This is a genomic window from Kitasatospora sp. MAP5-34 (genome assembly GCF_029894335.1).
GTDB lineage: Bacteria > Actinomycetota > Actinomycetes > Streptomycetales > Streptomycetaceae > Kitasatospora.
Map to the genome: position 1 here is coordinate 32,457 of NZ_JARXZC010000024.1, position 12,657 is coordinate 45,113.

11 protein-coding genes and 1 tRNA gene are annotated in these 12,657 nt (G+C 71.4%); 8 read left to right on the forward strand and 4 right to left on the reverse strand.

Annotated elements, in window-relative coordinates:
• Window positions 1-5: 5 nt before the first annotated feature.
• Entirely contained in the window at window positions 6-1,010 is a 1,005-nt protein-coding gene (locus P3T29_RS20055; protein ID WP_280717903.1) for an NADP-dependent oxidoreductase, read from the reverse strand.
• Between the two features lie 139 nt (window positions 1,011-1,149).
• Here P3T29_RS20055 and P3T29_RS20060 point away from each other — a divergent pair, with 139 nt between their 5' ends.
• Entirely contained in the window at window positions 1,150-2,046 is an 897-nt protein-coding gene (locus P3T29_RS20060) for a LysR family transcriptional regulator (protein ID WP_280717904.1), read from the forward strand.
• Between the two features lie 50 nt (window positions 2,047-2,096).
• On the opposite strand, the gene mug is transcribed toward P3T29_RS20060, so the two are convergent.
• Entirely contained in the window at window positions 2,097-2,654 is a 558-nt protein-coding gene (gene mug, locus P3T29_RS20065) for a G/U mismatch-specific DNA glycosylase (RefSeq protein ID WP_280717905.1), read from the reverse strand.
• Window positions 2,655-2,771: 117 nt separating this feature from the next.
• On the opposite strand from mug, the gene P3T29_RS20070 reads away from it, so the two are divergent.
• Together P3T29_RS20070 and P3T29_RS20075 are read left to right on the forward strand one after the other, a co-directional pair.
• The gene (locus P3T29_RS20070; protein WP_280717906.1) at window positions 2,772-3,245 is read left to right on the forward strand and encodes a hypothetical protein; all 474 of its coding nucleotides are present in this window, start codon (window positions 2,772-2,774) and stop codon (window positions 3,243-3,245) included.
• Window positions 3,246-3,392: 147 nt separating this feature from the next.
• The gene (locus P3T29_RS20075) at window positions 3,393-4,097 is read left to right on the forward strand and encodes a hypothetical protein (RefSeq protein ID WP_280717907.1); all 705 of its coding nucleotides are present in this window, start codon (window positions 3,393-3,395) and stop codon (window positions 4,095-4,097) included.
• A 183-nt stretch (window positions 4,098-4,280) separates the two neighbouring features.
• On the opposite strand, the gene P3T29_RS20080 is transcribed toward P3T29_RS20075, so the two are convergent.
• Complete coding sequence (locus P3T29_RS20080; RefSeq protein ID WP_280717908.1) at window positions 4,281-4,769, reverse strand: YajQ family cyclic di-GMP-binding protein; 489 nt, start codon at window positions 4,767-4,769, stop codon at window positions 4,281-4,283.
• A gap of 216 nt (window positions 4,770-4,985) precedes the next feature.
• Between P3T29_RS20080 and P3T29_RS20085 the strand changes: the two genes are divergently transcribed.
• A tRNA-Tyr gene (locus tag P3T29_RS20085) sits at window positions 4,986-5,067 on the forward strand.
• 288 nt (window positions 5,068-5,355) lie between these two features.
• Window positions 5,356-5,856 (forward strand): universal stress protein, encoded by a 501-nt coding sequence (locus P3T29_RS20090; protein ID WP_280717909.1) that lies wholly within the window; start codon window positions 5,356-5,358, stop codon window positions 5,854-5,856.
• A gap of 17 nt (window positions 5,857-5,873) precedes the next feature.
• On the opposite strand, the gene P3T29_RS20095 is transcribed toward P3T29_RS20090, so the two are convergent.
• Window positions 5,874-6,359 carry a hypothetical protein gene (locus tag P3T29_RS20095; RefSeq protein ID WP_280717910.1) on the reverse strand — a complete coding sequence of 162 codons (486 nt, stop codon included), beginning with the start codon at window positions 6,357-6,359 and terminating at the stop codon, window positions 5,874-5,876.
• Between the two features lie 258 nt (window positions 6,360-6,617).
• On the opposite strand from P3T29_RS20095, the gene P3T29_RS20100 reads away from it, so the two are divergent.
• From P3T29_RS20100 to P3T29_RS20110, 3 genes are all read left to right on the forward strand, one after another.
• Window positions 6,618-8,507 carry an APC family permease gene (locus P3T29_RS20100; protein ID WP_280717911.1) on the forward strand — a complete coding sequence of 630 codons (1,890 nt, stop codon included), beginning with the start codon at window positions 6,618-6,620 and terminating at the stop codon, window positions 8,505-8,507.
• Between the two features lie 310 nt (window positions 8,508-8,817).
• Entirely contained in the window at window positions 8,818-10,812 is a 1,995-nt protein-coding gene (locus tag P3T29_RS20105) for an APC family permease (RefSeq protein ID WP_280717961.1), read from the forward strand.
• A gap of 492 nt (window positions 10,813-11,304) precedes the next feature.
• Window positions 11,305-12,639, forward strand: coding sequence for a hypothetical protein (locus P3T29_RS20110; RefSeq protein ID WP_280717912.1), 1,335 nt, complete (start codon window positions 11,305-11,307; stop codon window positions 12,637-12,639).
• The last annotated feature ends 18 nt before the right edge of the window (window positions 12,640-12,657 follow it).

The window sequence follows — 12,657 nt, forward strand, 5'->3', positions numbered from 1 at the left end:
GGGCCCTAGGGTGCCTCGGAGACCTGGACGATCATCTTGCCGGTGTTCTCCCCGCGCAGCATGCCGGTGAACGCGTCGACCACGCGGTCGAAGCCCTCGACCACCGTCTCGTCCACGAGCACCTGCCCCGAGCGCAGGTGCGGTACCAGGAATCCTTCCAACTCGTCCTGCACGGAACGGTAGTTGCGGACCAGGAACCCCTCCAGGCGCAGGCTCTTGCAGACCACGTCGTACAGGTTGCGCGGCGCGGCGGACGGTTCGCCGCTGTTGTACTGGGAGACCGCGCCGCACCAGGCGATCCGCCCGTACTCGCGCAGGGCGTCGATGGCGCCCTCCAGGTGCTCGCCGCCGACGTTGTCGAAGTACACGTCGATCCCCTCCGGGGCTGCCCGGCCCAGGAGTTCGGCCACCGGGCCGTCGTGGTAGTCGAAGGCGGCGTCGAAGCCGAGCCGCTCGGTCAGGTGCTTCACCTTGGCGGCCGATCCCGCGCTGCCGATGATCCGGTCCGCGCCCAGCAGCCGGGCGATCTGGCCGGCCGCGCTGCCCACGCCCCCGGCGGCGGCCGAGATGAAGACGCTCTCACCGGGCTGCACCCGGGCGATCCGGGTCAGACCGACGTACGCGGTGAGCCCGGTGCCGCCGAGCACACCCAGGTACGCGCTGAGCGGGATGTCCGTCAGCGGGGGCAGCACCCGTGCCTCCGACGGCCGCACCACCGCGTGCGTCCGCCAGGCGTACCGGTGGAACACCAGCTCGCCGACGGCGAGTTCGGGGGTACGGGAGTCGATGACCCGCCCGATGGAGCGGCCCTCCAGCGGGGTGCCGAGCTCCCAGTGGCCCTCGTCCATCGCCTCGCGCATGTACGGGTCGACGGAGAGGTAGATGTTCTCGACCAGTGCCGTGCCCGGCTCCGGGGTCGGCACGGGGGCCTCGACGAAAGCGAAGTTCCCGGCGGTGGGCGCGCCCTGGGGGCGGGACACCTGCTGGACGAACCTTGCGGCGCTGGTCATGCCTCTGGCTCCTTGAAGGGGGTGTTTCCGGCGGGGTGTGATCACCGTACGGTCGCCGCCGGGACCCGGGCAGGGGCTCCGGTCGATGGAACGGGCACCTTCCATGCACGCCGCTCATGGAACGGGGTAGGTTGCCGGAGTGACCGACCTCGCCCCGCACGAGCTGCGGATTCTTGTCGCCGTCGACCGCGAGCAGAGCTTCACGGCCGCTGCGGAGGCCCTCGGCATGTCCCAGTCCGCCGTCTCGCACGCGGTCCGCACCTGCGAGCGCAAGATCGGCGTGCTGCTCTTCGAACGGGGACGGCACGGCGCGCGTGCCACCCCGGCCGGCGCCCGGGCGGTGGTGCACGCCCGGCACATCCTGCACCTGTTGACGACGCTGTCCGCCGAAGCACGCGGAGCCGAATCCGGCACGGTCACCGGGACGCTGCGGATCGCCGCCTTTCGCAGCGCCGCCGCCCATGTGCTGCCCGCCGTGCTCGCCCGGCTCACCACCTGCCATCCAGGGCTCGTCCCGCAGGTCCGGATCGTCCGCGAGATCGGCCGGGGTACGGCGGGCGAGGTGGCGGACGGCCGCGCCGACCTCGGCATCGCCACCTTCGACAGCTCCAGGCCCACCGCCCCCGGCCTGCTCGGCGGCCGGCTGTTCGAGGAGTCGTACGCGCTGGTGCACCCGGCCGGGCACCCCCGGCCGCACAGTCTGCCCCTGGTCGACTGGGACGAGAACTGCGATTCCTACACCAGGGATTGGTGGTCCAGGCAGGACTGGATCCCGGCCGCCAGGGTGAACGTCGAGGACGACATCGCGACGCTCTCGATGGTGGCGCAGGGGCTCGGCATGTCGATCGTGCCCCGGTCGGCCCTGATCGGCGCACCCGCCGGGGTCGCCGTCACCGACCTCGGCCCGCAGGCGCCCACCCGGCTGGTCGGGTACGTCACCACGCCCGCCCTGGTTCGGACCGTCGGCGTCCGGGCCCTCATCCGCGAACTGCGGTCGGCCGCGCTGCCGCCGGGCCTTGAGCCGGTGCGGGCCTAGGGAATCGCGGGGTGCCGGGCGCCTGCACGACCTCAGGTCCCTGCACGGCCTCAAGATCCCTGCACGGCCTCGCGCAGGCGCTCGAACTCCGCCGCGAGGCCGTCCAGCGTGTAATGGGCGTTCAGGCCACTGGGGTTGGGCAGCACCCAGACCTCGGTGTCACCGATCCCGTCCGGCTGCCGGCCAACTGTCGCACGCGGCCGGCCGAAGGCCGTCCGGTACGCGCCGATCCCCAGTACCGCAAGGGTGTTGGGGCGCAGCGTACCGACCCGATCCAGCAGTGCGGCCCCGCCCCGGCGGTACTCCTCGGCCGTCAGTTCGTCCGCCTTGGCGGTGGTGCGGGCGACGACGTTGGTGATGCCCAGGCCCAGGGTGAGCAGCTCCTCCTGCTCGTCCGGGCGGAGTTCGCGCGGGGTGAATCCGGAGCGGTGCAGCGCGGGCCAGAAGCGGTTGCCGGGCCGCGCGAAGTGCCGGCCGGTGGCGCCCGACCAGAGCCCGGGGTTGATCCCGCAGAACAGCACCCGCAGCCCGGGCGCCGACACGTCGGGGATCACGGCGTCCTTGGCGGCTGCGAGTTGCTCGGGGGTGGGTCGGAACGGAGTCGTCATCGTTCCAGTCTGCCGCCGGCGGTCGGTGGGCCCACAACCGACCCCAATCTTCCTTATTGGATAGTGAGTTCGAATAACTTCGTGACTGGCATGTGCCGGGTGGCACAGAATGACTGAATGTCATACGAACTGAGGGCTCTCATCGCCGCCGTCGACCTGCTCAAGGTGGTGGCGGCCGAAGTCCCGGTGGCGCAGGTCGCGCAGCTGGAACAGGGGCTCGCGCTGATTCCGATGACGGAGCGGCTCTTCGACGCCCTGCACTACGACGGGGGTGGTGTCGAGCCGGGCTTCGCGTTCTTCCCCGGCGGCTTCGGTCGTCGCCTCGGGGCCTGGTCGCAGGCCGGACCCATCGCCTACGTCGAGGCCGACTACTCCGGTGGTCACGGCACCCAGCACGCGGCGGTGTGGATCGACGGGAAGATCGACCTCGGACCACTCGGCTGCGGCCCCGGCCATCCGTCGGTGCGCGGAAGCAGCCCGATCTCGCAGGCGCTGCACCGGCTCGGGGCACAGAAGCCGCCCAGGGGCGACGAGTTCGAGGCGGTCGGGCTCATGCGCCACCGTCACCTGGAGGACTGGGTGATCGAGTAGGCCGCGCCTCCTCCCGGGCCCGGTCCGGGGCCCGCCTCGCGCCGGGCCCGGCACCATTCGGCGTACGAGAGGTGGCCGGGGTGGCCCAGGTGGCTCAGCGTGAAGTTCAGGCGAATGCCTGAACTTCACGGAAAGGAAACGCAACTCATGCGTGCCACCTGGACGGCCGCCGCGCTGGCTGCAGCTCTTGGGCTCACCACAGTCACCGCGGTGTCCGTCAACGTCGCCAGCGCGGCCGATGCCGCGACCGCGACCACCGTCATCCGCTCCGCCCCCGTCGCCGTGCCCGCCGCTGCGCCCGCCTCCGCCGCAAGGCCGGCGGCGGCACTCCCCGGCGTCCCCGCGCTGCCTTCCGTCCCCGCCGTCCCTGCTCTCCCCGCCGTTCCCGACCCGACCAAGAGCCTCGACGTGCTCGGTGCACTCGGCGGGGTCCTCAAACTCGTCACCGGCCTGGTCTCCACGGCCATTCCCGCCTCGGGCACGCCCGACCCGGCGGCGCTGCAGAAGCTGGTGTCCGATCTGCAGGCCGCTGTGAAGGACCTGCTCGCCAAACTGCCGGGCGTTCCGGCGCTGCCGCCCGTCCCGGGCGCGCCTTCGGTGCCGGGTGCGCCGCCGCTGCCGCCGCTGCCGCTCGGCGGTCCCGTACGAGCGGTGCCCGGTGATCTGCCGGTCCCGGCCGTGCTGAGCCCGGCCGATGCGCTGGCCAAGGTGCAGAAGGACGTCGGCGACCTGACCGCCGCCGCGACTGCGGCCAAGCCGGACCCGGCCACCGTGAAGAAGCTGGTCGGACCGCTCTCCCTCGACGCGGTCGCCGCGACGACCGCGACCGCGACGAGCCTCGCCGGAGCGTAGCCAGAGCCGTCAGGCCCGGACCGTGCGCGTACGGTCCGGGCCTGACGGCTCTGCTGGTGGGAAAGTCCCACTCCGTCGGCTCTCGCGAACAGACAGCGCTGGTTCGGATCGCCGGGCGGAGCGGTGCCGTCCCTGCGGTGAGCGCCGATCCCGGCTAGCGCTTTCGCAGGTCGGAGCCCTGCTCTAGCGGTAGTTGACGAACTGGATCGCGAACTCCAGGTCCTTGCCCTTCAGCAGGGCCTGGATGGTCTGCAGGTCGTCCCGGCTCTTCGAGCTGACGCGCAGCTCGTCGCCCTGGACCTGTGCCTTGACACCCTTCGGGCCCTCATCGCGGATGATCTTCGCGACCTTCTTGGCATCGTCCTGGGTGATGCCCTCCTTGATGTCCGCGGAGATCTTGTACTCCTTGCCGGACAGCTGCGGCTCGCCCGCCTCCATCGCCTTCAGCGACAGGCCGCGCTTGATGAACTTGTCCTTCAGTACGTCGAGGATCGCCTTGACGCGCTCCTCGCCGTTGGCCTTCATCTCGATCTTCTCGCCCGACCGCTTGATCTCGCCGCCGACGTTCTTGAAGTCGAAGCGAGTGGCGATCTCACGGGCGGTCTGGTTGATCGCGTTGTCGACCTCCTGCCACTCGACCTTCGAGACGATGTCGAAACTGGAGTCGGCCATGGTGTGTTGGTCTCCTTGATGCTCTGGCGTCACTGTCAGCGCCCGCCCGCGCGGGACCGGCGCCGCCCCAGCCTATCCAGCGCGACCCGCTCTCGCCCCCGTCGGCCACGCCCTGCCCTTGATCGCCACGTAACCAATCGAGTGGCGGAGCACCCCCCTGCATCAGGTAAGGTTTACCCAGTCGAACGGGGCAGCGCCCCGCGAGACATCATCCCTGGCTGGTTGCCCGAGTGGCCAAAGGGAGCAGACTGTAAATCTGCCGGCTCAGCCTACGTAGGTTCGAACCCTACACCAGCCACTGGTTGACGGAACGGCCCTGAACTGCGGAAACGTGGTTCAGGGCCGTTCTTCGTTCTGCGGCGTGCGTCCTGCGGGGCCGGGACACCGGCCGCCTTCCCCCGCTTCCCCCACCCCCGTGATCCGCCCGTTCGTCAGGGATGTGTAGGGATCGCCCTTCGGCCCGTCAGGGGTCCGTCAAGGGGTCCGCGCCGCAGCCCGGGTGCTGGTCGACTGTGGGTGTCGAGCATGCAGCGAAAGGGCGGAGATGGGCCAGGGCCGGGAGTTGGGGTACGACGGTGGGGCGCCGGTGGGTCGGCGCATCGTGGTCGGCGTCAGTGGGTCGCTGGGCAGCCTGGCCGCGCTGCACCGCGCGGTCGCGGAGGCGGCCCGTACGGATGCCGAGGTGCTCGCCGTACTCGCCTGGGCGCCTCCCGGCGGTGAGCTCGGCTACCGCCGGTCACCCTGTCCGCCGCTGCTCGCCGCCGCCCGTGACGCCGCTGTGGGGCGGCTGCGGACGGCGCTCGACGAAGCGTTCGCCGGTGCGGGGATCGGCGTGCGGATCATCTCCCAGGTGGTTCGGGGTGACACGGGTTACGCCCTGGTGGGCACCGCGGACCGTCCTGACGACACGCTGGTCATCGGCGCCGGCCGGGGGAGGTGGCTGCTGCCGTCAGTGGCGAGGTACTGCCTCCGGCACGCCACCTGTCCGGTGCTGGCCGTGCCCAGGCCCGCGCTCCAGCGCGAACTGGAGACGTACCACCGCCGGACGCTCTGGCACCTGCGTACCGAGCCGGTTCCGCAGAGCTGAGACCGCCCGCCACCCCGTCAGCCGCCGTTCGCGACCTGCACGGTGACGGTGAAGGTCCGCTGGTCGGGCGTGCAGAGCAGGGCCTCGCCGCAGGTGGTGCGCGTCGCGGTCAGCCGGGCGGACCCGGCGCGGCGGGCCAGGAAGGTCGTGCTGACCGTCCCGCAACCACTGCCCGGTCGGCAGGCGGGGCTGGTAGCGGTCGCCACTGACGTCGGCGTGCCGACCGGCTCGACCAGCTCCGGCGCCGAGCTGGTGACGGCGGACCAGTAGGTGCTGTGCAGATCGATCCTGACGGTGGCCCCGGCCTCGACCCTGACCGTGGTGTTGTTCGCGCGCTCGTCGAGGCCGACAGTGCTGGTGGAGCTGGTGGAGCTGGTGGAGCTGGTGGAGCTGGTGGAGCTGGTGGAGCCGGTGCTGCCGGACGACGACCCGCAGCCCGTCAGCACCAGTACCGGTACCAGTACGGCCGAGCTCACCAGGGCGCCGAATGTCCGCTGTTTCATGTTTCCCCATTCCTCTGCTGCCGTCCCCGCTCCGACTTTCGCAGTGCCGACGCCGGTCGGACGCGGCGGCGCGTCGGTCGGATCCCCGATCGGATCCGGCATCCGGATGAATTCCACTGACTCCCACTACGCGTCAAGGGAGCGTCAGGATGGCGTAAGGGCTACCGGGTCAGGCGTATGGAACGCGTACAGGAAGCTCTTCGACCCTGGCGGCGCGGAGCAGGATCGGACCGCACCTACCAGCGGAGGTTCTGCCCCATGTCCACGCACACCGCCGGAGCCGGGGAGGCAGCCGACGAGGCGGCCGACGCGGCGACGAACCGGACCGTCGAGATCACGGAGGGGACGGTCGGCGCGCCGGAGGACGGCCGCGACCACCTCACCGCGCTCGGCGGTCTGGCCGCCCTCTCGCTCGACGCCATGGCCTCCGTCGCGTACGGGCCGGAGTCGATCGTCCTGGTGCTGGCCGCCGCCGGCGGCTACGGGCTCGGGTTCACGCTGCCCGTCACCGCCGCCATCGCGGTGCTGCTGGCGGTGCTGGTCGCCTCGTACCGGCAGGTGATCTCCGCCTTCCCCGACGGCGGTGGGTCGTACGCCGTTGCCAAGGCGCACCTCGGCCGACGGGCCGCGCTGACGGCCGCCGCGTCGCTGGTCATCGACTACATCCTGAACGTCGCGGTCTCCGTGACGGCCGGGGTGGCCGCGCTGACCTCCGCCGTCCCGAGCCTGTACGACCAGCGGGTCTGGCTCTGCCTCGGGGTCCTCGTCCTGGTCACCGCGATCAACCTGCGGGGTATCGCGGAGTCGGCGCGCTGGTTCATGGTGCCGACGGCGGTGTTCGTGCTCTCGATCATGGCGATCATCGTGGTCGGGCTGTTCCGGGACGCCCCCGCGAGCACGGCGGCCGCCGCCGGGCACGCCTCCGCGCTGGCGGGCAACGCGACGACCGTCGGCGCCCTGCTGCTGCTCAAGGCGTTCGCCTCCGGCTGCTCGGCGCTCACCGGCGTGGAAGCCGTGGCGAACGCCGTCCCGTCCTTCCGTACGCCCCGGGTGAAGCGCGCCCAGCACACCGAGGTCGCGCTCGGCGCGCTGCTCGGCGTGATGCTGGTCGGGCTGGCCGTGCTGATCGGACGGTTCCACCTGCAGCCGGTCGAGGGGGTCACCGTGCTGGCGCAGCTGGCGGACGCCTCGCTCGGGCACGGCTTCGGCTTCTACCTCGTCCAGTTCTCCACCGTGATCCTGCTCGGCCTCGCCGCGAACACCTCCTTCGGCGGCCTGCCGATGCTGCTGCGCCTGCTGGCCCGCGACAACCACCTGCCGCACGTGTTCGCGCTGCGCGCCGACCACCAGGTGCACCGGCACGGGGTGCTGTTCCTCTCGATCGTCTCGGCCGCGCTGCTGGTCGGCTCCGGCGGGGACGTGAACAGCCTGGTGCCGCTGTTCGCGATCGGGGTCTTCGTCGGCTTCACCATCTGCCAGGTCGGCATGGTCAAGCACTGGCGCCGCGAGCGCTGCGAGGGCTGGCGCGGCAAGGCGCTGCTGAACGGCTTCGGCGCGCTGCTGACCGGCATCGCCACCATCGTCACCACCGGCACCAAGTTCACCGAGGGGGCGTGGGGCATCTGCCTCGCGCTGCCGCTGCTGGTACTGCTGTTCGAGCTGATCCACCGCGCGTACGGGAAGATCGGCACCCGGATGGAGCTCGGCCGGATCCCGGGCGCGGTCACCCGGCAGCGTTCGCTGGTCATCGTGCCCGTCAGCGTGATCTCGCGGCTCACCCGGGACGCGCTCTCCGCCGCCGTCTCGATGGGCGACGAGGTGCTCGCCGTCACTGTCGTCCACACCGCGCCCGACGCCGAGGACCGGCAGGCCGCCGAGGCGCTGCGCCGCGACTGGGAGCTCTGGCAGCCCGGGGTCCGGTTGATCGAGATCCCGGACGCCCACCGCCGGGTCGGCGCGCCGCTGGCGAACTTCGCCAATCAGCTGGGCACCGAGCACGCGTACGACCGCATCACCGTCCTGATCGCGGAGGTCGAACCGGCCAGGCTCTGGCAGCGCGCCCTGCAGAACCAGCGCGGCGCCGTCATCGACCGCGCACTGCGCCGCCACACCGACGTGGTGGTCTGTCGGCTCCGGATGCGGATGTAGCGCGGACCGGACGTGGGCCCACTAGCAGAGATTCCTGCTGGACGACGGAGGAACAGGTAACTATTGACCCTGCCGACCGGTAACAGGTCGACATCTTTACGGCCTCTTAGCTGGCTGGGGCAGCCGTGCCGGGAAGGTGTCCGATCTGTGCTCCACTGCCCCTGGCCTGCGAAGACATTGCGCCTAATGGGCAGATCGAGAGCTCGCCACGCGCCGGAAGGGCCCAGCAGCCCCGACGGCGCGTCGGCTTACGCTCGCTCATGTGTTCAACGTCCCCCAGGCGCTCAAGCGCCTAGTCATCGGTAGGGCCATGCGCAGCGAAGAGCTGGGCGAGACGCTGCTGCCCAAGCGGCTTGCCCTGCCGATCTTCGCTTCCGACCCGCTCTCCTCGGTGGCCTACGCCACCCAGGAGATCCTGCTGGTGCTCACCGTCGGTGGCACCGCGTTCCTCTACCTGACCCCGTGGGTCGCGGCCGGTGTCGTCGCGCTGATGGCGGTCGTGGTGATGTCGTACCGCCAGGTGGTGCACGCCTACCCCAGCGGGGGCGGCTCGTACGAGGTGGTGTCGAGGAACCTCGGGGCGAACTCGGGCCTGGTGGTGGCCGCCTCACTGCTGGTCGACTACGTGATGACCGTCGCGGTCTCCGTCGCCTCCGGTGTCGACAACATCATCTCCGCCTTCCCCGGCATCGCCGGCTACCGGGTGGCGATGGCAGTGCTGTTCGTGCTGCTGCTGGCCGCGATGAACCTGCGCGGCGTGCGCGAGTCCGGCAAGGCCTTCGCCGCGCCGACCTACCTCTTCATCGGCGGCATCCTGCTGATGGTGGGCACCGGGCTGATCCGGGTGGTCTTCGGGCACGCGCCGGTGGCGTCCAGCGCCGGATACGGGCTGGTCCCGGTGGACGGCAAGGACTCGCTCGCCGGGCTCGGGCTGCTGATGCTGGGTCTGCGCGCCTTCGCCTCCGGCTGTACGGCGCTGACCGGCGTCGAGGCGATCTCCAACGGTGTGCCGGCCTTCCGCGCCCCGAAGTCGCGGAACGCCGCGTCCACGATGTCGGTGATGGGCATCGCCGCCGTGGTGATGTTCGTCGGCATCACGGCGCTGTCGCTGATCGCCAAGGTCCACTACGTCGACAACGCCTGCCGGCTCACCGGCATCGGCGCCGACTGCGCCAACTTCGCCCAGCCGACGGTGATCGCCCAGCTGGCGTCCGCCATCTTCGGCGGGGACCACAGCATCCTCTTCTACTTCATCCAGGCCGTGACCGCGCTGGTCCTGATCCTGGCGGCGAACACGGCGTTCAACGGCTTCCCGCTGCTCGCCTCGATCCTCGCCGAGCACCGCTACCTGCCCCGGCAGATGCACACCCGGGGTGACCGGCTGGCGTTCTCCAACGGCATCATCGCCCTCGCGGTGGTCGCCGCCGGGCTGCTCTGGCTGTACGGCGCGGACGTCACCAGCCTGATCCACCTGTACATCCTGGGCGTTTTCACCTCCTTCACGCTCTCCCAGATCGGGATGGTGAAGCACTGGAACCGCGCCCTGGCGAGCGAGACCGACCAGGCGGTACGGAGCGCCGCGCAGCGCTCCCGGGTGATCAACGGCTTCGGCGCGTTCGTCACGGCGCTCGTCCTGGTGATCGTCCTGATCACCAAGTTCACCCAGGGCGCCTGGCTCGCGGTGGTCGCGGCCGTCGTCCTCTGGACGATGATGCGCGGCATCCGCCGCCACTACGACGCGGTGGCCGAGGAACTGGCCGTCGAGGACGCCGACGCCGACTCGGTACGCCCGTCCCGGGTGCACGGCATCGTCCTGGTCTCCAAGCTCCACAAGCCGACCCTGCGCGCCCTCGGCTACGCCCAGGCCTTCCGCCCGGACGAGCTGGAGGCGGTGAGCGTCGCGGTCGAGAAGGACGCCACCGACGAGCTGCGGACGCAGTGGACCGAACACGACGTCCAGGTCCCGCTGAAGGTGTTGGACTCCCCGTACCGGGAGATCACCAAGCCGGTCGTGGCGTACGTCCGCTCGATCCGCCGGAACAGCCCGCGCGACGCCGTCGCGGTCTTCATCCCGGAGTACGTGGTCGGCCGCTGGTGGGAGCACCTGCTGCACAACCAGTCCGCGCTCTGGCTGAAGAGCCGGCTGCTCTTCACCCCCGGTGTGATGGTGATCAGCGTGCCCTGGCAGCTCAGCTCGGCCGGCCGCGCCGACCACCCGTCCCGCCGCGCCCCGGGCGCCGTCCGGCGTGGCGAGCCGAGCATCAGGTCGGAGCGCGACAAGATCCCGGCCCCCGAGAACGCCTGACGCAGCGGTGGCCGGGGGCCCTGGACAGCACGCTGTCCAGGGCCCCCGGCGTCCGGGCGTGGCCGATCCGGCCGATCCGGCGTCAAGAACTCGTTAAGACTGAAGCCCGGAGCGCCAAAGGCGCGTCAGGGAGCGCACGCCGTGGTCTCCGGGCGCCTACCTTCAGTTCCCGGGGGACCGACTCAGTTCCGTGGGGGAAACGAGCCGGTACCACCACGCCGGCGACGTTCTTCACCGAAGGACGGTCGGCCAGGTGACGGGGAGGGACGCGCGGCGATGGCAGCAGGGGCATCGAGAGCAGCCATATCGGGGCAGCAAGCCCCGGCGGGGGAGCCCGGGGCGCACAGCCCCGGTCAGAGATCCGCGCCGCGCGCCCCCAGTCCCCGTCCCACGCCCCGTCCCACGCCCAGCCGCCGCCCGGCCGCGCTGACGCGCGCCTGGTGGCACACCCCGCGCCTGGTCCGGGGCCTCGGCGCGCTCTGTCTCGTCTCGTTGCTGACCGTCGCCGCCGTCGCCGCCACCGTGCTCGGCGGGGCCCGGGACGGCATCAACACCATCGGCCACCGGAGCGCCCCGCAGGCCGTCCGGGCCGCCGACCTCTACTTCGCCCTCAGCGACATGGACGCTCAGGCGGCCAACCTGCTGCTGATCGGCGCCGATCCGGACTACGCGACCCTGCGCACCCAGACCCTGACCACCTACCAGGACCGCCGCGCCCAGGCCGACGCCGACCTCCAGCAGGCCGCTGTGGCGGCCGCCGCCGACCCGGCCGGGCAGCACGCCGTACAGACCGTCCTCGGCGACCTCGGCGACTACGAGGCCCTGGAGGCCCGCGCCCAGCTGCTGGAGGACCAGGCCACCGCCCCGGCGGGCAAGCCCTCCCAGGCCGCCCTGGACACCTACCGGCAGGCCACCGACCTGCTGCGGGGCAAGCTGCTGCCCGCCGCCGACCAGGTGACCGCCGCCAACGCCGCCACCGTCGACCGCGTCTACGCCACCCAGCGCGGCGACCTCGGCGCCGGCTGGTGGTGGATGCTCGGCACCGGCGTCCTGGCCCTCGGCGCGCTCGCCGCCCTCCAGCGCACCCTCGCGATCCGCTTCCGCCGCCGCGTCAGCCTGCCGCTGGCGGCGGGCACCCTGCTCGCCGTCCTCGCCCTGGCGGCCGGCCTCGGCCTCGCCTCCGGCGCCGACCGGCACCTGGTGACCGCCAAGGTCAGCGCGTACGACTCGGTGATCGCCCTCAGCCGGGCCCGCGCGGTGGCGTACGACAGCAACGCCGACGAGAGCCGCTACCTGATCGACCCGAGCCGGGCCGCGACGTACGAGCAGAGCTACTTCGAGAAGACCCAGTCCATCGTCCACATCGACGGCGTCACCCTGGACGGCTACAACCCGGCCCTCACCCAGCTCGCCGACCAGCACTACGACAACCAGTCGACCGTCGGGTTCGGCGGCTTCCTCGGCACCGAACTGCGCAACATCACCTTCCCCGGCGAGCAGGCTGCTGCCGAGCGGGTGCTGGCGGCCTTCCAGAAGTACCAGGCGGACGACCACAACATCCGCGAGCTGCAGGCGCAGGGCAAGCTCAAGGACGCCGTCACGCTCGACACCGGCACCGGGCCGGGCCAGTCCAACGCCGATTTCGGTCACCTGTCCGACGCCTTCGGGGATGTCCTGGGGATCAACCAGAAGGCCTTCGACGGAGCCGTCTCGGCCGCCGACAGCGACCTCGGCACCGGCGTGGAGGTGACGGGCGGTCTCATCCTCGCGGCAGCCCTGGCACTGACCGTCCTGGGTGTCCGGCCGCGCCTGAAGGAGTACAGCTGAGGTTGTCGGAGCAGCCGG